Source organism: Carnobacterium alterfunditum DSM 5972, from assembly GCF_000744115.1.
GTDB classification, from domain to species: Bacteria; Bacillota; Bacilli; order Lactobacillales; family Carnobacteriaceae; genus Carnobacterium_B; species Carnobacterium_B alterfunditum.
Genome location: NZ_JQLG01000004.1, coordinates 2,248,072 through 2,266,645, shown reverse-complemented (window position 1 = coordinate 2,266,645; position 18,574 = coordinate 2,248,072). Strand labels below are relative to the sequence as shown.

The 18,574-nt window shown below is 34.8% G+C and carries 17 protein-coding genes; 4 read left to right on the top strand and 13 right to left on the bottom strand.

What is annotated here, in order from left to right:
• Position 1: 1 nt before the first annotated feature.
• The 7 genes from dtd to BR50_RS11075 all read right to left on the bottom strand — a co-directional run bounded on the left by dtd (position 2) and on the right by BR50_RS11075 (position 7,934).
• Complete coding sequence (gene dtd, locus BR50_RS11105) at positions 2–448, bottom strand: D-aminoacyl-tRNA deacylase (RefSeq protein ID WP_034548646.1); 447 nt, start codon at positions 446–448, stop codon at positions 2–4.
• 192 nt (positions 449–640) lie between these two features.
• Complete coding sequence (locus BR50_RS11100) at positions 641–2,851, bottom strand: RelA/SpoT family protein (protein WP_034548645.1); 2,211 nt, start codon at positions 2,849–2,851, stop codon at positions 641–643.
• Between the two features lie 292 nt (positions 2,852–3,143).
• Positions 3,144–3,794, bottom strand: a complete 651-nt coding sequence (deoC, locus tag BR50_RS11095; RefSeq protein WP_034548644.1) for a deoxyribose-phosphate aldolase — start codon at positions 3,792–3,794, stop codon at positions 3,144–3,146.
• Between the two features lie 79 nt (positions 3,795–3,873).
• Positions 3,874–4,635: a 16S rRNA (uracil(1498)-N(3))-methyltransferase gene (locus BR50_RS11090; RefSeq protein ID WP_034548642.1), complete on the bottom strand. Its 762-nt coding sequence runs from the start codon at positions 4,633–4,635 to the stop codon at positions 3,874–3,876.
• Positions 4,636–5,589: a 50S ribosomal protein L11 methyltransferase gene (prmA, locus tag BR50_RS11085; RefSeq protein WP_034548640.1), complete on the bottom strand. Its 954-nt coding sequence runs from the start codon at positions 5,587–5,589 to the stop codon at positions 4,636–4,638.
• A 46-nt stretch (positions 5,590–5,635) separates the two neighbouring features.
• Positions 5,636–6,133, bottom strand: a complete 498-nt coding sequence (locus BR50_RS11080) for a DUF3013 family protein (protein ID WP_245792785.1) — start codon at positions 6,131–6,133, stop codon at positions 5,636–5,638.
• Between the two features lie 484 nt (positions 6,134–6,617).
• A complete protein-coding gene (locus BR50_RS11075; RefSeq protein ID WP_034548639.1) occupies positions 6,618–7,934 on the bottom strand; it encodes an IS1380 family transposase in 1,317 nt (438 codons plus the stop codon).
• Positions 7,935–8,187: 253 nt separating this feature from the next.
• Between BR50_RS11075 and BR50_RS11070 the strand changes: the two genes are divergently transcribed.
• Entirely contained in the window at positions 8,188–9,261 is a 1,074-nt protein-coding gene (locus BR50_RS11070) for a type I restriction endonuclease (RefSeq protein ID WP_342741933.1), read from the top strand.
• A 273-nt stretch (positions 9,262–9,534) separates the two neighbouring features.
• Here BR50_RS11070 and BR50_RS11065 read toward each other — a convergent pair whose 3' ends face one another.
• The 5 genes from BR50_RS11065 to BR50_RS11045 form a co-directional block, all read right to left on the bottom strand.
• Positions 9,535–11,421 (bottom strand): ABC transporter ATP-binding protein, encoded by a 1,887-nt coding sequence (locus BR50_RS11065; protein ID WP_034548638.1) that lies wholly within the window; start codon positions 11,419–11,421, stop codon positions 9,535–9,537.
• Positions 11,411–13,147, bottom strand: coding sequence for an ABC transporter ATP-binding protein (locus tag BR50_RS11060; RefSeq protein WP_034548637.1), 1,737 nt, complete (start codon positions 13,145–13,147; stop codon positions 11,411–11,413). The genes BR50_RS11065 and BR50_RS11060 overlap by 11 nt, the downstream gene beginning before the upstream one ends.
• An 18-nt stretch (positions 13,148–13,165) precedes the next feature.
• On the bottom strand, positions 13,166–13,615 hold the full coding sequence (locus BR50_RS11055; RefSeq protein WP_245792783.1) for a MarR family winged helix-turn-helix transcriptional regulator: 450 nt from the start codon (positions 13,613–13,615) through the stop codon (positions 13,166–13,168).
• 162 nt (positions 13,616–13,777) lie between these two features.
• Positions 13,778–14,629, bottom strand: a complete 852-nt coding sequence (locus BR50_RS11050; protein ID WP_034548635.1) for an aldo/keto reductase — start codon at positions 14,627–14,629, stop codon at positions 13,778–13,780.
• A gap of 89 nt (positions 14,630–14,718) precedes the next feature.
• Positions 14,719–15,456, bottom strand: coding sequence for an SDR family oxidoreductase (locus BR50_RS11045; RefSeq protein ID WP_034548634.1), 738 nt, complete (start codon positions 15,454–15,456; stop codon positions 14,719–14,721).
• A 561-nt stretch (positions 15,457–16,017) separates the two neighbouring features.
• Here BR50_RS11045 and BR50_RS11040 point away from each other — a divergent pair.
• Genes BR50_RS11040 through BR50_RS11030 form a run of 3 tightly spaced genes read left to right on the top strand, consistent with a single transcriptional unit; the run spans position 16,018 to position 18,016 of the window.
• Positions 16,018–17,316, top strand: a complete 1,299-nt coding sequence (locus tag BR50_RS11040; RefSeq protein WP_034548633.1) for a Y-family DNA polymerase — start codon at positions 16,018–16,020, stop codon at positions 17,314–17,316.
• A complete protein-coding gene (locus tag BR50_RS11035; RefSeq protein WP_034548631.1) occupies positions 17,313–17,684 on the top strand; it encodes a hypothetical protein in 372 nt (123 codons plus the stop codon). The genes BR50_RS11040 and BR50_RS11035 overlap by 4 nt, the downstream gene beginning before the upstream one ends.
• 20 nt (positions 17,685–17,704) lie before the next feature.
• On the top strand, positions 17,705–18,016 hold the full coding sequence (locus BR50_RS11030) for a single stranded DNA-binding domain-containing protein (RefSeq protein WP_034548630.1): 312 nt from the start codon (positions 17,705–17,707) through the stop codon (positions 18,014–18,016).
• 97 nt (positions 18,017–18,113) lie between these two features.
• Here the strand turns inward: BR50_RS11030 and BR50_RS12870 are convergent, their stop codons facing one another.
• Entirely contained in the window at positions 18,114–18,257 is a 144-nt protein-coding gene (locus tag BR50_RS12870; RefSeq protein ID WP_034548628.1) for a hypothetical protein, read from the bottom strand.
• Between the last annotated feature and the right edge of the window lie 317 nt (positions 18,258–18,574).

Below are 18,574 nucleotides of genomic sequence, written 5' to 3'. Positions count from 1 at the left end.
TTCAATGCTGTTTGCTGTCAATAATAATGGTAACCGGACCATCATTTAAAAGTGATACTTGCATATCTGCACCAAAGATCCCCGTTTGAACAGTTAGGCCCGTTGCTTTTAATTGAGCATTGAATGCATCGTAGATTGGAATAGCCGTTTCTGGTTTTGCGGCCTTGGTAAAACTTGGACGATTTCCTTTTTTTGTGTCAGCATATAGTGTGAATTGAGAAATAGAAAGAATTTCTCCACCGACATCTTCTATACTTAAATTCATTTTCCCTTGAGAATCTTCAAAAATACGCATGTTGCTGATTTTACGTACCAGATAATCAATATCTTCTTGCTGATCCTCTTCTTCTATCCCCACTAACAATACCAATCCATGTGTTATTTCTCCCATGATTGTTCCTTCGATACTGACACTTGCTTCTTTTGTTCTCTGGATAACAATCTTCATTTTCCAAAACCACCTTATATTTTCTAAAAAGAACTTGTAATTTCTGGCATTAATTGATCAATTAATGCAACAGAATAAAACCTCTTCTGGGTTTGCCAGAGATTCTTTGAACATTTGTAATTTCAAAAAAAAGAAAACAGAAATTTGCCCTAAAGGACAGACCATTTTCTGTTTTCTTTTAATCGCTAAGGATCAAGAAGACATTCTTCTCACATTATAAACATCAGGAATAGATTTAATTTTTTCAACGATTTTATCCAGTTGAGCGATATTTTGAATGCCCACTGTTAATGTAATAGTAGCCATCTTATCTTTATCTACTTTTCCATTTACGTTATTTAAATTTTTTGTCATACTATTTACAACTTGTAAGACTTCATTCAACAAGCCCGAGCGATTATAGCCAATGATTTGTAACTCAGCATTGTAATCTTGACTTTTAGAAGTAGCTTCTTCCCATTCGACTTCAATTAATCGATTTTCTGCATCTTTTGCTGCAAGAACATTAGGGCAATTTTTACGATGAATCGAAACGCCTCTGCCTTTTGTGATATATCCAACAATTTCATCACCTGGTACAGGATTACAGCAGCGGCTAATACGAATGAGCAAATTATCGATTCCTTGAATGACAATGCCACCTTCGTGTTTCACTTTGATTTTCTCAGGCTCTTTTTTAGTTTTCGATTCAATTGACGTAACTTCTTGGACTTTTTTTTCGTTTTCTCGATCTTTACGTTCTTTTTCTGTTAAACGATTAGCTATTACAAGAGCTGTTAATTCACCAAAACCGATTGCAGCATATAAATCATCCTCTGAAGTGAAATTAAAGCGTTCTAGGAGCATCTTGATGTTGCTTTTCGTCAAGAAATTTTTGGGTTGAAATTGCATGTCGTTCAACTGCTTTTCAAGCATATCTCGACCCTTTATGATATTCACTTCTCGATCTTGCAGCTTAAAGAAACGTTTGATTTTATTTTTGGCTTTGCTAGTTGATACTAAGTTGATCCAATCACGGCTAGGGCCGTATGAATTTGGAGATGTTAATATTTCAATGATATCTCCTGTTTTCAACTTATAATTTAAGGGCACGATTTTACCATTTATCTTAGCACCAATCGTCTTATTCCCTATTTCAGTATGGATATTAAACGCAAAGTCTAACGGACCAGCTCCTGAAGGCAATTCACTGACGTCTCCTTTTGGTGTAAAAACGTAAACTTTATCTTTGAAAATATCTTGTTTAACACTCGCCATAAAGTCGCTAGCATCTTTTGAGTCATCTTGTAATTCGATGATATCCCTAAACCATGCTAATTTATTGTCATCTGAATCATCTTCAATTTTTTTAGTGATGCCTTCTTTGTATGCCCAGTGAGCTGCAACTCCATATTCAGCTACTGCGTGCATTTCCTTTGTCCGGATTTGGACTTCTATAGGTTTACCATACTGTCCGATAACAGTGGTATGGATCGATTGGTACATATTCGATTTTGGCATGGCAATGTAATCTTTGAATCTGCCTGGCATTGGTTTCCAACGGGTATGGATAGCTCCTAATACAGCGTAGCAATCCTTAATTGAATCAACGATGACACGAATCGCTAATAAATCATAAATTTGATCAAATTGTTTTTTATGATCACGCATTTTACGATAGATGGAATAAATATGCTTTGGTCTACCGGTGATATCTGCAGTTATATTTAATTCTTCAACTGATTCTTGAATCTTTGAAATAGAATCGGAGATATAAGCTTCTCTCTCTTCTCTTTTAGAGTTCATTAAATGGACAATTCGGTAGTATTGTTGCGGATTTAAATAGCGTAATGAAGTATCTTCTAATTCCCATTTAATTAAATTGATCCCTAAACGGTGAGCAAGCGGAGCATACACTTCAAGTGTTTCATTTGCAATTTGTCTTTGTTTTTCGGGTCTATGAAATTTCAGTGTACGAAGATTATGCAAGCGATCAGCCAATTTAACCATGATCACTCTTAAATCTTTTGCCATTGCCAACAACATTTTACGATGATTTTCTGCTTGCTGCTCTTCATGTGATTTATATTTAATTTTTCCTAATTTAGTAACACCATCTACAAGTATCGCAACTTCGGGAGAAAATTCTCTTGAAATATCTTCAAAGGTATATTCAGTATCCTCTACAACATCATGAAGAAATCCGGTCGCTACTGTAACAGGATCCATCTTTAATTCAGCTAAGATACCGGCAACTTGTATCGGATGGATGATATAAGGCTCTCCTGATTTTCTAAACTGATCTCTATGAGCATTTGTGGCAAAATCACAAGCCTTTTTGACAAAAGCCACATGACTGCTATTCATGTAAGTAACGGTTAAGGCAATTACTTCTTGTGCAGTGTAATCTTTATTTTTGGGCATATTGTCACCTTCTTTTCATTTATCACTAATTAAATTTTATATTTTATTTTATTTCATTTCAAATCGATTAATACAAAATAAGCACTCCAAATGGGTGCTTTAAATATTGCTTCACACTACATTATACTAATATTAAGGATCAATTTCAATATAAACAAAAAAATCAAACAAAACAGGCTTTATTTTTTACTTTTGTAAAAGATTCTATAAAAAAAAGAATACAAGTCACAATCAGACTCGTATTCTTTCCAACTTATTTAGTGAGTTATTTGTTATTCTGATTAAAATTCGTTTAACCTTTTACGATTGCTAATCCGTTTGAAGAACCTAAACGAGTAGCGCCTGCTTCAATAAATTGTTTAGCATCTTCCGTTGTACGAACGCCACCACTTGCTTTAACACCCATATCAGGTCCTACAGTAGCACGCATCAATTTAATGTCTTCAAGTGTTGCTCCGCCTGTTGAAAAACCGGTAGATGTTTTCACAAAATCAGCTCCTGCTTTTTTAGCCAGTTCGCATGCACGTATCTTTTCTTCATTTGTTAATAAGGCTGTTTCGATAATAACTTTTGACAACGCTCTTCCTTTTGAAACATTTACTACACTTTCGATGTCACTTTGGACTAAAGCGTCATTCCCGCCTTTAAGAGCGCCAATATTGATGACCATATCCACTTCAGTTGCCCCATTTTGAATCGCATTTTCTGCTTCAAAGGCTTTTACTTCAGATGTATTAGCTCCTAAAGGAAAACCAATGACCGTACATACTTTTACGTCTGTACCACTAAGTAGTTCTGCAGCTTTTTTTACCCAAGTTGGGTTGATACATACAGACATAAAGTCATATTCTGCTGCTTCTTCACAAAGCATTTTGATTTGTGCCTCCGTTGCTTCTGGTTTTAATAATGTGTGATCAATTGTTTTGTTTAATTCTACTGTCATATTATATCCCTCTTTCTTATATTGATGATAGCATTTTCATTATACCTAATTTCTCCGTTTTGGACAAAAAAGAAATTTCTCATTTATGCATCAATTCAAAATGATACGAAGCCGCTGCCAGTGCATACAATGGAGCAGTTTCGGTTCTTAAAATTCTTGGACCCAGTGCACAAGGCAAAAAGCCATTCTGAATGAATGCGCCTACTTCATCTTTAGATAACCCGCCTTCCGGACCAAAAACAATGAGTAACTTTCCGCCAGCAGGCAGCATTTTTAATCCTTTAACAAAATTTTGATCTTCTCCTGCTTTAGCACTTTCTTCATATGCTACTAAACAGACATCAAATTGTTCTTTCATCTCAATCAGCTGCTTCACCGAAGCAAGTGGCTGAAGTGTTGGAATTTTTGTACGGTGCGATTGTTCAGCTGCTTCCTGTGCAATCTTTTGTAATCGTTCGATTTTTTTAGCTGCTTTTTTGGTATCCCATTTTGTGATCGAAAAAGACCCCGCAAAAGGAATGAACGCACTTGCGCCTAATTCTGTTCCCTTTTGGACGATCAGATCTAACTTGTCTCCTTTAGGAAGGCCGCTAGCAATCGTCACATCGATCGGCAATTCTTGTTGTCTAAGATCATCTTCGACCCAGTTTAAAAGAACTTTATTTTCTTCAATTGCATTGATTTTAGCAATAAAAGCTTGCTGATCTTTGGTTACAAGGTATACACGATGATCAACTTTCATACGCATTACTTTTATCATGTGATGAAAACTATCTCCGCTAATCGAAATAGTTTGATTTTGATAATCCTTTAAATCTTCATTTAAAAAATAGCGTTGCATTTACTCATCCTCCGCTAAAGGTTTTTGAGCGACGATACTGCACCAGTCTTTCATTTGCTGCACTTGTACGATTGTAAAGCCTTGTTTTCTTTGCTCAGAGAGGATCAACTCTTTTTTATCCTCAATGATCCCTGAAGTTAAAAATAGACCGCCTGGTTTGAGTACATCAAAAGCTTCTGGTATAAGCGGAATAATGATTTCTGCTAGAATATTTGCTACAACGATATCAGCTTCGATCGTTACGCCTTTCAACAAATCATTGGCTTTTACAATAATATCTTTAGCATACTCATTCAACTCAATATTTTCAACAGCTGCTTTTACAGCCACATCGTCTAAATCATAGGCATGAACATGTTTGGCACCTAGAGCTTTACTGGCGATACTTAATACACCTGAACCTGTCCCTACATCTAAAATCGTTTCATCTCCACGAATGTATGTTTCAAGAGCTTGTAAGGAAAGTATGGTTGTTGGATGAGTACCTGTACCAAATGCTAAACCCGGATCTAACCGGATCACTCGCTCATCTGAATGTTTTAGGTCATACTCTTCCCAACTTGGAACGACTGTTAAAAATCGAGTTACTTGCAAAGGATGGTAATATTTTTTCCAAGCCGTAGCCCAATTTTCTTCTGCAACCTCGTCTACTTTTATATTATTTGGCGCAATATTTAAGCCAAATGTCTTGAGTTCTTCGATTCTAAGTTTGATGTTTGGGACCAATTCAGGTAAAAATAGCGTATCTGGAAAATAGGCTTTTATGATCACACCTTCTTTAGAAAAGTCTGCTTCATCTAACGCCCATATCTCACCAAAGCCATCATCAGGGTTATTCAAGAAATCTTGTCTATCCTCAATAGCTACCCCTTGGGAACCTGACTCAATAAGAATATTTGAAACAGCTTCAACAGCTTCATTTGAGGTTTGTATTTGTAATTCAATCCACTTCATCTTATTATTTTACCTCCATTTAATCATTTATTTAGTTTTGATTAGTTTAATATTTTGGATAAGGGAGTTTCTCTTCATCGTAACGATTGATATTTTTTAATGTTTTGATTGTTCCGTCAAAATTAGTATCATTCCAGTTTAACTCAAATTCTTCGATTGTTGGGTCGGTAGCAAAATCTAGTAAATCGGATTGTCCTTCTGTAACAACTATACGAAGTGTCTTTAGAATCGCATCAATATATCCTTTTTCAATGCCCATTTTAAAATCAACTGGAAAGGCTTTTAAGTAGTTATCTGTTTGAATCTTTGATTTTTTAGGATCAAAAAGGCAGATAGCATCCTCAAATTGGATAATGTTGCCTTGAGCTGTAGTTCCTTCTATGTCTTCGATCACAATATTTTCTTCTTGTTTTTCAGCAAAAATCGAAAAATAAACTTCGATTGCGTGCTGTTTTTTATTCCATTCTAATTTCCAATCAAATTCAAAATCACTTTCTTCCAATGCTTCTCCTAAATAATCTAATACGGTTTCTTGTGCCATCATTGTTCGCCTCCATTAGTTGACTGGTTTACTGCAACCAAAATTTTTGTTGTTGCTATGTTTGGATTTCATTTGCTGCAGAATACCAAAGCACAGCATCCATCTATTCCTCTTTACCATCTAGTACATATTTAGTATAAATTCCTACATTTACTAGTATACAATAAAATAACGATTAGATAAAAAGAATCTCATTCCAACCAAAGATATTTGGGAAACTAATCTGGTGTAATGAATAGACGATATTGTAAAAAAACTGTTTATTTCAAAAAATAATTACTTCTATAAACCTGAATGATTCATACTTTTTTCAAAAAATAAAAATTAGTGTGTTTTTCACTTCATTCAGGACAGTAGCTTGTTTGGTTTACTGATTTTACTTCAAATTTACAAAGCACTCATTTTTTTGTCAGGCAATTAAGATTTTTGGGCATACTGACCCCTTGGAATGAGCCATTTTTTTTAACTATTGTATTGAGTATGAGTGCTACTCCCATTTAAAATGCTGGATATTCCACAAGATTTTACGAAAGAGTTTCTGATAAACGTGGGAGGAACTGAGTTTCAAAGAGGTTTTCCTTCCCGAATGAACAAGCTTACCTGCCACTTTAAATAAGAACAAGCGAATGGTTGATACTTGAAAACCTTTGGTTTCTTTCGTAAAACAAAGAGTACGCATAAAATTGACCATGTTATAAGCTAGTACGCTCACCATCATGCGTGCATGATTTTCTAAGAAACGAGGGCTGTCGGTTTTATCGAAATAAAACCCATTTTTGGCCTCTTTAATATAATTTTCCATGGTTCCTCTTTTAGAATAAGTTTGAAAGACCGCTTCTGCAGAAATATCTTCTGATAAATTAGTTACGATAAATTCATGTCGAGCAATCAATTCTGTTGCTTCACGCGTAGATTTAATACAAACTCTTCGTGAATGTGACCAGTTCTTCGCTTGATAGAGTACAGAAGCGTAGTGAACTTCTTTTCTATCCCAATCGTGTTGATCATCTATAGAGATAAATTGCTCAGCGATTTTGCCTAATTTGCGATTCGATTTCAATCGAATAACATAAAAATTTCGACGTTCTTCACATAGCTCATATAATTCAGGAGTTGCAAAACCACTATCGGCACGCACTAGAATAGAACTTACAGGTACGGTTTCTTGATAATGGTCAAAAAGTGGTTGGACAAAATCTGCCACACCATTGGATGTGTACACGTTACCAGAACGAAGTTCTGCTTTCAATAAATCACCGGTCAAGCCTTCAAAGGCAACTAGCGGATGATAGCCATTCGTTTGGTAATGAGCGTTATAATTCGAATTTTCTTGATTCCCGAAGGTATCCGAATGAGTTGAGTCTAAATCAAAAATCATCTCAGTTGTATTACGTGCAGTCCGTACTTTATCAAGCAGGATTTGATTGACTTCTTGCAATTGGAAAATATTTTCTTGATTTAACCGATCCCAAAAGCGAGAAATAGACGGTTGTGAAGCAAGTTGTTCTTTAGCTAATAGGCTCTGGAAAATGGGATCTTTTGATAAAATGTCAGCCGAAGAATCTGTTTGATAGCCACCAATCAATTGAAAAATAATTTGTTCAATTATCGCCTGATTAGTATGTTTATGATAAAGTCGATTATCATTAATGATGAGGTTTTGTTTTAAAATATTAGAAAAATTAATGGTGTGCATAAACTCCTTAACTAATATTAACCCGGAATCTGAGGATAAATTACCACCAGAATGTGATACCGAAATGTTTGAATTGAAAAGTAACCGATTTTCATGTAAAATTGCCATAGAGAGAACCCCTTTCTTTGGTTACGTTTAGGTGATTTAACCATAACAGATTGGGGTTTTTTTTGCACACCCAAAAGGTGTTGAGAAATCCAGCTTAAACTAGCGCTAGAACAGTTTTTCCAGAGCATTTCAAAAAAAGTATGAATTATTCAGGATAAATGCATGTAGTTAAGAATCTTTAATGGTATACTAATTAATAATAAAGTATGTTATTTATTATTAATGGGTTAAATACATATATGGGGGCGTCAATTTGGAAAAATTCAAACAAGAAGTAATGATGTTAGCCGAACGGTCTAAGCTAGTAAAAGAAAAGTTATTAACAGAAGAATCAACAAAAACTTCATTAATTATGCCATTCTTTCAAATGTTAGGTTATGATGTTTTTAATCCTTCAGAATTTGTTCCTGAATACATAGCTGATATTGGAATAAAAAAAGGTGAAAAAATTGATTATGCTATTATGTCTAATGATAAACCGATTATTTTAATTGAGGCTAAATCAGTCAATGACAAATTGACAACTCATGGTTCTCAACTATTCCGTTATTTTCATACTAGCAGTGCACGGTTCGCTATCCTAACTAATGGGATTATTTATCAATTTTTTACTGATTTGGATGAACCAAATAAAATGGATCAGAAACCCTTCTTTACCTTTAACTTAGAAAAAATCAAAGATAGTTCTCTCTCTGAACTTATCAAATTCAAAAAGGACGGCTTTAATCTGGAAAGCATTTTTACAACTGCTTCAGATTTAAAATACTTAAATCTCTTCAAAGAATATTTCGAGACTGAATACGAAACAGTCAGTGAAGATTTCGTTAAATTTTTTATTGGAAAGATTTATGAAGGTAAAGCAACTAGAAATACAATAGATAAATTCACTCCTATTGTACAAACTGGATTAAAACAATTCGTTTCCGAAAAAGTTAGTTCTAAAATTAACGATGCCTTAAAAACTACTAGTGAAACTCATATTGAAACTACTATTATTGATACTATTCCAGAAAAAGAAGAAACATTAGAGTTGGTTGATACTGATATTGAAACAACAGAAGAAGAAATACAAGGATTTGGAATAGTAAAAGCTATCCTTTTTGAAACTGTAGATCCTGAAAGAATTTTCTATCGTGATAATAAATCTTATTTTAATGTTTTACTAGATAATAGTATAAGAAAATGGATTGTCCGATTAAACTTTAATACTAATCGCAAGTTAATACAGTTTAATGATGATTCTTCTGAAAAAATTGTATTGGATAATGAAATTGATATTTTAAAATATAAAGACCGGATAATAGAAATCAGTAAACGATTCCTATAAAAGAACTACCTCTTTTTATTAGATGAACTGTTTCTTATTCACAAAGAAACATGCACTCAAAGAGTATTTACTAGTACTTTATTTTGTATTCTAACTACAAATCACCTTATTATGAAGTAAACTATCCCATATTGATCAAATGAGATGTGAACTGGAGTTTCATTTGACTAATAACGCTCCATAACAATTTAAAAAAGCTTTATTGAAGATAATTATCGTCTTCAATAAAGCTTTTTATGCGTTTAAATATAATTTGACCGAAAAAGGCACTGTTTAGTTCATTTCAAAAGCACCAGTATACAGCTGGTAATATTCTCCTTTTTGCGAAATCAACTCTTCATGATTTCCTCGTTCAATGATGCGTCCTTGGTCCATCACCATGATCGCGTCTGAATTACGGACAGTTGAAAGGCGGTGGGCAATCACAAATACCGTTCTGCCTTTCATCAATGCGTCCATTCCGCTCTGTACAACCGTCTCCGTACGCGTATCAATACTAGACGTCGCTTCGTCAAGAATCAGTACTGGAGGATTCGCTACAGCTGCTCTGGCAATTGCCAATAATTGTCTTTGACCTTGTGAGAGCGAACCACCATCTCCTGTTAACTCTGTCTCATAACCGTGTGGCAATTGTCTAATGAAAAAGTCGGCATTGACTAGTTTTGCCGCTGCTTCAACTTCATCATCTGTAGCATCTAAACGTCCGTAACGAATATTGTCTTTGATCGTTCCTGAGAATAAATGCGTGTCTTGTAGTACGATACCTAAGGATTTTCTTAAAGCATCTTTCTTGATGTTTTTGACATCGATGCCGTCGTAAGTGATCGTTCCTTTTTGGATATCATAGAAGCGATTTATCAAGTTAGTAATAGTTGTTTTCCCAGCTCCAGTTGCTCCGACAAACGCAATTTTTTGGCCTGGTTTTGCAAATAGATCAATGTGATGGAGAATCGTTTTATTGGCGTTATAACCAAATGTCACATCTTTAAAACGTACATCCCCAGTTAATTCCGTGTATACAACTTCATTAGTAGCCTTAGTTTGTTTCCAAGCCCATTGACCTGTGCGTTGAGCAGATTCTTCAATTTTTCCGTCAACTTGCTTAGTGATATTTACTAATTCGATCGTTCCACTATCTTCTTCAGGTTTTTCATCCAATAAGTTGAAAATACGTTCTGCACCCGCTAATGACAAAATGATCGCATTAAACTGTTGCGAAATTTGTGATACAGGCATGGTGATGCTTTTGGTGAATTGAACAAAAGATGCGATACTCCCTACTGTTAAAACTGTGAGCCCTGTAATTGAAAGAACAGATCCTATGACAGCCGTCAATAAGTACATAAAGTTCCCTATATTTCCCATGATCGGCATTAAAATATTTGCATAGGTATTTGCTTTTGTAGCATTTTCTCTTAACACTTCATTTAATTCATTAAAATCAGCGACTGCTTCTTCTTCATGATTAAATACTTTCACAACTTTTTGGCCTTCGATCATCTCTTCTACATAACCATTCAACGTGCCCAATGCCGCTTGTTGGATTGAGAAGTAACGGCCACTTTTACTGCCAATCGTACGAATGACCGTAACCATTATCCCTATCATAAATAAAACAACTAAAGTCATTGGTATATTAATAATGAACATCGCAATAATGATCGATAAAATCATAACCAACGCCGAAAAAATTTGTGGAATCGATTGGCTGATCATCTGTCTTAACGTGTCCGTATCATTCGTGTAATGACTCATAATATCGCCCGTTGCATTGCTATCAAAATAACGGATAGGTAAAGACTCCATATGCGTAAACATTTCATCTCGGATATCTTTCAAGATTCCTTGCGATACAGTAACCATTGTTCGATTAAAAATATAAGTGAAAAAAGCACCAGTCAAATATAACAACGCCATTAACCCAATAACACGTGCTAAACCCGAAAAATCAGGTGATTCTTGAGTAAGGAGAGGAGTGATATATTTATCTATCAACGTTTTAGTAAAGCTGATCCCAATCGCATTAGTTGCTGCACTAATAATGATACTGACAGTTACAACGATGATCCGTAATTTATATTGCTTAGTCGCATAAGAAAGAATTCTTTTAAATATTTTTAATGGACTAACAGTTGGTCTCGTGATTGGTTTATTTTTCAACTATCGTCCCTCCCTTTACTTGAGAATCATATACTTCTTTATAGATTATATTGTTTTCCAGCAATTCTTCATGTGTCCCAATTCCATTGATTTTCCCTTCATCTAATACGATGATACGGTCAGAATCTTGAATAGAGGAAATGCGTTGCGACACAATGATTTTTGTTGTATTCGGAATTTCTTCTATAAATGCTTTTCGAATATACGCATCTGTTTTCGTGTCCACTGCACTTGTAGAATCATCTAGAATTAAAATTTTAGGCTGTTTCAATAAGGCCCGTGCAATCGTCAAACGCTGTTTTTGACCGCCAGATACATTTGAACCACCTTGATCTAGCACCGTTTCATATTTATCCGGAAAGGACTGGACAAAATCATCTGCTTGGGCCAACTTAGCAACCCGTTGAATTTCTTCCTCCGTAGCTGCTTTATTTCCCCATCTTAAGTTGGTATTGATCGTTCCAGAGAATAACGTATTTTTTTGCAGCACCATTGCAATTTGATCACGCAGGGCCACTAAATCGTACTCTTTCACATTATGTCCTGAAACGTATACTTCTCCTTCAGTCGTATCGTATAACCTAGGAATCAGTTGGATCAGTGAAGTTTTACCACTACCCGTTCCACCGATGATCCCAATCGTTTCACCAGATTTGATTGTGAGATCGATCTGACTCAAATCGGCCTCTTCGGATAATTCATTGTATTTAAATTGAACATTTCTAAACTCAATTTCGCCATTTTCAATTGTCGTAATTGGATTCTTAGGATTTGTCAACGTTGCTTTTTCTTGCAAAACTTCAGCGACTCGTCCTACTGAAGCTTCAGAGATAACGACCATAATAAAGATCATAGAGATCATCATAATACTGGTTAAAATCTGCATAATGTACGTAATAAAACTCGTCAATTCACCCGTACTCATTGTTCCACCAACAACATATTTTGCCCCAAACCAGTAAACAAGAAGCAAACTAGAATAAATGGCGATCTGCATAATTGGAGCATTTAGGGCAGTGATTTTTTCGGCTTTTGTAAATAGATTTTTAATATCTGAAGAAGCCACTTTAAATTTTTCGATTTCTTTCTCTTCACGAACAAATGATTTTACAACGCGTACGCCGTTAATATCTTCTTGTACGGTCTGATTTAATCGGTCATATTTTTTGAAAACGGCTATAAAGTAAGGATGCACAAGATAGATAAGACCGATTAAAATAAAACCCACAATAGGAACAATGACTAAAATGGTCAAAGATAATTTTAAATTTGTATAGGCTGCCATCGCAAATGCAAATGCGATCATAAAAGGTGCTCGAATAATGGTTTTCAACACCATTTGAAAAGCCATTTGAATATTTGTAATATCAGTTGTGAGCCTCGTGATCAGACTTGATGAGGAATATTTGTCAATATTATCAAAGGCAAATGTCTGAATATTCTTGTAGATATCTTGGCGAAGATTCGTTGATAATCCTACTGCAGCATCCGCAGAAAACTTTCCGCCCAGTACTCCAAACAGCATAGAAAAACAAGCCAATACAAACATTAGTGACCCTATTTTCAAAACATAACTGAGATCTCCTGCTATTAATCCATTATCAATAATTTTAGCCATGAGAAAGGGTATAAAAATCTCAACCGCAACTTCCAATGCCATGAATAGCATCGTTAAATATGAAGGTTTCTTGTATTGTCGTAATGACTTTATTAACGTTTTATACATTATTAAACTTCTCTCCTTTTAATCAAGCGAATGCGCCTGCTCCATTAAAGCATATATCCGGTAAATCGTTTTTATCGTCAAACGAATATCTTCTTCCGGAATATCTTTTAAAATTCGACTATTTTTATGATGAAAATCATACACGATTTTTTGATGCAGAGATAACCCTTTCTCGGTTAACTGAATGTTTACTACTCGCTTATCTTCTGTATTTGATTCTTTTTTGATGTAACCTAAATTTTCCAATAAGGTTATGTTTTTTGTAATGCTCGGCAGTGTTACGCCAATCTTCCCAGCAATGTCACTTACACGCACTTCTGTTAACTCCTTTGACAAATTATACAAAGTTTTAATGATATAAATGTGTCTCTTTTGTATCTCAGGAGGCGGTTCAGGTAAAAAACGTAACGTTTGTTTTGCGCTCAAACAGGCATCAATATATTCTTCAGATAGTTGACTATCCATCATTCTTTCCTCCTTTGAATTAAGTTACCTAGTATAATTACTATAGGTAACTATACTAGCAAAAAAAAGAATAAATAGATAGTGAAATCTACTTATTCTTTCAAAGTAATTTTATGGTAACGATTTAATTTTTCTTTTTATTGAGGCTGGGATAAAACTCCCACATTATTTATTTTTGCCTAAACCGGTTAAAAATTTGACCGTTTTAGGATCAGAATGAGAGAAAAACAAACTTTCTTTTTGATTCAATTCTAGCACCGTATCCATCTCTTCATCCGTTAAAGAAAAATCAAAAACATCAAAATTTTGGATCATGCGTTCTTTTGTGACTGTTTTAGGAATAACGACGACACCACGTTGAATCAAGTAACGTAAAGCTACTTGAGCTACAGATTTACCATGTTTATTGCCAATTTCTTGCAACGTTTTATTGTTAAAAAAATCATTTCTGCCTTCAGCAAATGGCCCCCAAGATTCAATTTGAGTGTTGTATTCTTCCATAATTTTTTGAGCTTCTACTTGTTGGTTAAACACATGTGTTTCTACTTGGTTTACCATTGGTTGGATTTCACTGAACTCAGCAATATCAATAAATCGATCTGGATAAAAATTACTTACCCCGATAGCTTTTATTTTCCCAGCTTTATAATATTCTTCTAATGCACGGTAAGTACCGTAATAATCATTGAACGGTTGGTGGATCAAAACGAGGTCTAAATAGTCTGTTTGTAATAACCGCATTGATTCATCGATAGAAGCTTTAGCCTTTTCATAGCCAGCATTTGAAATCCATACTTTTGTAGTAATGAAGAATTCTTCTCTTGGAATCCCACTTTTTTTAATGGCATTCCCAACAGCTGACTCATTTCCGTAACCTTGCGCAGTATCTATAGAGCGATACCCTACCTCAATGGCCTCACTTACAACACGTTCGCATTCTTCTAAATCATTTATTTGGTATACTCCATAACCTAAAATTGGCATTTTTATGCCATTAGCTAAAGTAACAGTTTCCATATTTAGTGCCTCCTATAAATTTCGTTAATTGATTAATTGAATAAAAAGAACCTATCAAAGATGCAAAAACTCTAAAAGCTTTTATATTATTACATCGCTTGCTTCGTTGGACGAATAATAACTTCATTCCAAGTAGCATCTTCGGGTAAATCAATCGCTTGTTTGATCGTTAAAGCTACCCGATCAGCAGAGATTCCATAGGCTTTATAAAAGTCTTCAAAATTACTTTGGAATTCTTTATCTGTAACTGAACTTAATAATTCTGTATTGATCGCACCTGGTGAGATGACTGTTACACGGATATTTGATCCATCTTGCGCAACTTCTTCTCGTAAAGATTCACTGATAGCACGAACAGCCCATTTAGTTGCAGAATAAACCGCACTACCTGTACGAGCCGTATGTCCTGCAACTGAAGAGATATTGATGAACTGACCAGCTTTTTGCTCTTCCATATACGGAAGGGCTGCCCCAATACCATATAAAGTCCCTTTGATATTGATATCGATCATAGCATCCCAGTCTTCAATTTTCTTTTGTTTCAGCAATGATTGGGGCATGATACCTGCATTATTTAACCAAACATCGATTCGGCTGAATTTATCTACTGCTAATTTTGCCAAAGCTTCTACTTGGTCAGCTTTTGTAACATCTGTGACTGCGTAAACAGCTTCGCCGCCTAATGCCTCTACTTCTTTAACTAATTCTTGTAATAAGTTCTCACGACGAGCACCTAAAACTAATTTTGCACCATCTTTTGCCATAATCAATGCAGTTTCTTTTCCAATACCACTTGATGCTCCTGTAATAACAATAACTTTTGACATCTATTTTCCTTCTCTCATAAATAATTACCTGTTTTTCTCCATACAACGCCGACTGATAAGCTCTTTAATGCTATCTACCGTTAGTTAATTCACATCTAGACTAGTAAAGGCCAAAACTTCATCAAAAGTAAAATTATCAAATATTTCTATATAATTCTGAATCATTTTATTTAATACCGATTCATGTCCTGGAAATATCTCTTCATGATTTTCGTTTACTAATTCCCCCAGCCTCCTCCTCTAGTTAGATGCTAATTACAGCATACAACTTAAAGTACACTCTAAGTCAATAAAAATGAATCAGAAAATACTCAGACTAATCCATGCATTTTTTTCACTCAGTTCTTGTGTCATTAAGCTACACTTTAGAGTTAACTTCAAGTCAAATAAAAAAACAACTCTCTTTTATGGAGATCTCTGGAAAAAACGACTTACGTTAAAAAACTTTTCGCCAAATCTAATTTCTTTAACCCTTCACTTCTATAAATATATTTTTTTGAGAGTGTTCGCTTTACAAAACGAACATGCGTTCGTATAATAGAATAGAAAGGAGGGGTTATGATGTCGTTCAATTATTCTGAAGAAAAAAGTAATGATATTTTTTGTGTCGATGTTAAATCATTTTACGCTTCTGTTGAATGTGTTGAACGTGGTTTGCATCCACTTAAAGCTTTACTTGTTGTCATGAGTAATGCAGAAAATTCCGGGGGCATCGTTTTGGCTGCTTCACCTATGGCTAAGAAAATACTAGGTATCAGTAACGTTTCTCGAAAGTGGGAGATCCCTCCTCATCCTGATTTGATTATCGTACCCCCTAGAATGGGCTTTTATATTGAGAAAAACACTGAAATAAACGATATTTTTCGTAAGTACGTTTCCGATGAGGATCTACATATTTACAGTATCGATGAATCATTTGTATCTGTCAGAGGAAGCTTAAAACTATTTAAAAGAAAAAATGCTTATGATATGGCCAGAATGATCCAATACCATATTTTTAAGAAGACTGGTTTATACGTAACGATTGGTATTGGCGATAATATGCTAATGGCTAAACTTGCTCTAGACAATGAAGCCAAACATAATTCAGATTTTATAGCCGAATGGCGGTATGAAGACGTTCCAAAGACGGTTTGGAAAATCGAAAATCTGACGGACATGTGGGGTATTGGCAGTCGAACCGAGCGAAGATTAAATAGCTTAGGAATTAAGACAGTCTATGATTTAGCTCATGCAAACTTCTATCAATTGAGAGATTCTTTGGGTCTTATTGGTGAACAACTTTATGCTAACGCTTGGGGTATCGATCGCAGCGATATTAGAGATTCGTATCGGCCTTTAGAAAAAAGTTACGGGAATTCCCAAATCTTAAAAAAAGATTACTTCAAAAGACAAGAAATCAAAATTGTTATTCGTGAAATGGCTGAACAAGTTGCTACGCGAATTAGAAAGCACCATTGTCAGACGGGATCTATCAGTCTTGCTATAAGTTACTCTAAGTACGAGGAGCAATCTGGTTTTTCTCGGCAACTAAAGATACCAGTCACTTCTAATACAAAAAAGTTAGTTGGCTACTGCTTTGAGATATTCAATAAATATTACGAAGATGATAAAGCCGTTCGGCGCATAGGGATAACTTATTCAAAATTAACCTATACAAGCGATATCCAATTGGATTTATTTGAAAATCCTATTGAACAAATTACAAACGAAAAATTAGATTCGCTAGTGGATAAAATAAGAGATAAATATGGTTTTCAGTCACTAGTACATGCTAGTAGTCTTATGGATGGCGCAACAGCTATCGACCGTAGCTCGCTTGTCGGTGGTCATGCTGGCGGAATGGAGGGTATAAAATGAACTATTTAAATGAAGAATACCACGATCGTGGCATTAAGAAATGGGCAGGATTTTATTTATCAGAGCATACAGCTGCACAAGAAAAGTTAACAGATGAGAGACAGAAAAGCAATCCACAAAAACAACAATTGAATCCACAAGAGATCGCTTTAGTAGTAAATGAAGCGATCTTAAAGAACAGATCCGTTGCTGTCCAAATTGAAGCAGTCGATCAAAATGGCTGTTATAAAGATGATATCGTCGGTCTTGTTGCTGGTGGAGATGAATTGGGTATCTATATAAATGATACCAAAGTTGATTTTGATGAAATTCGCAACGTTCAATTCATAAGTCTAAAAAAATGGACTCATCTTACTGATTATAATTGATCATGAATGGAGGAAAAATTATGAACGCTGTTGTGATTACAGGAAAAGTTGAATCAGATGTCAAAGTGCTCAACACAAAAAACGGCACACCCTTATGCAGATTCACTCTACTATCAGATGGCCGTAAATTTAATTGTTTGATTGCTGGTAAAAAAGCTTTTGGCTTTGTTTATGAGGTACAAATAGGTTCAGAAATTACGATTAAATCAGTCATTAATGAGCGCAATCAATTAGTCGTACAAAAGTTTAACGTATTAAACCCTCCAAATTATTTTGGCCAGGTATTTGATTACAAAGGTCACCGAATGCCTCATAAGAAAGTATTATTTTAATGCTTATCTTAATATTACGCACTAAAAAGCACCCCTAAAAGGTTAGATTTTACTCTAACCTTTTAAGGGTGCTATCTATTTGGGTGTGTATTTTTAATTATAAACCAGTTTGCTTATTAAAAATCTTTGGACCTTTTCGCATATTTTTAAAGTCATTTTTTGGTGCACTGGTTTGGTTAGATCTTCCGCCACCTGCTTGTTTCTTTTTAATTAACTCTAACATCTTTTCTTTTGAGTTCACTTTTCACACCACCTTGTCATTATTAATACACACTCTAAGTGCGTTGAGAGGTTGTAAATAATTGCTACATTGATAAAAACATCTTTTTTTCTATGCCGACTAGTGTTCTTTGGAGAATCACTTATCAACTCCCAGAACTACGATATATTTCATCCTAAGTCTGTTCTTATATTTATTTATTCTCAGTTTACATTCACAATAGTTGATTTTACATTCTCGAATAGATTATACATGATAAACCTTGAAGTAACAAACAAAAAAAATGATTTGTTTACCTTTCTTATTCCTTCATTTATAACGTCAAGTTAGATCAACAG

What these genes read in the sequence shown, in the direction of transcription:
- dtd (WP_034548646.1), bottom strand. Translation starts at nt 448, where the DNA reads ATGAAGATTGTTATCCAGAGAACAAAAGAAGCAAGTGTCAGTATCGAA.
- BR50_RS11100 (WP_034548645.1), bottom strand. Translation starts at nt 2,851, where the DNA reads ATGCCCAAAAATAAAGATTACACTGCACAAGAAGTAATTGCCTTAACC.
- deoC (WP_034548644.1), bottom strand. Translation starts at nt 3,794, where the DNA reads ATGACAGTAGAATTAAACAAAACAATTGATCACACATTATTAAAACCA.
- BR50_RS11090 (WP_034548642.1), bottom strand. Translation starts at nt 4,635, where the DNA reads ATGCAACGCTATTTTTTAAATGAAGATTTAAAGGATTATCAAAATCAA.
- prmA (WP_034548640.1), bottom strand. Translation starts at nt 5,589, where the DNA reads ATGAAGTGGATTGAATTACAAATACAAACCTCAAATGAAGCTGTTGAA.
- BR50_RS11080 (WP_245792785.1), bottom strand. Translation starts at nt 6,133, where the DNA reads ATGATGGCACAAGAAACCGTATTAGATTATTTAGGAGAAGCATTGGAA.
- BR50_RS11075 (WP_034548639.1), bottom strand. Translation starts at nt 7,934, where the DNA reads ATGGCAATTTTACATGAAAATCGGTTACTTTTCAATTCAAACATTTCG.
- BR50_RS11060 (WP_034548637.1), bottom strand. Translation starts at nt 13,147, where the DNA reads ATGTATAAAACGTTAATAAAGTCATTACGACAATACAAGAAACCTTCA.
- BR50_RS11055 (WP_245792783.1), bottom strand. Translation starts at nt 13,615, where the DNA reads ATGATGGATAGTCAACTATCTGAAGAATATATTGATGCCTGTTTGAGC.
- BR50_RS11050 (WP_034548635.1), bottom strand. Translation starts at nt 14,629, where the DNA reads ATGGAAACTGTTACTTTAGCTAATGGCATAAAAATGCCAATTTTAGGT.
- BR50_RS11045 (WP_034548634.1), bottom strand. Translation starts at nt 15,456, where the DNA reads ATGTCAAAAGTTATTGTTATTACAGGAGCATCAAGTGGTATTGGAAAA.
- BR50_RS11040 (WP_034548633.1), top strand. Translation starts at nt 16,018, where the DNA reads ATGTCGTTCAATTATTCTGAAGAAAAAAGTAATGATATTTTTTGTGTC.
- BR50_RS11035 (WP_034548631.1), top strand. Translation starts at nt 17,313, where the DNA reads ATGAACTATTTAAATGAAGAATACCACGATCGTGGCATTAAGAAATGG.
- BR50_RS11030 (WP_034548630.1), top strand. Translation starts at nt 17,705, where the DNA reads ATGAACGCTGTTGTGATTACAGGAAAAGTTGAATCAGATGTCAAAGTG.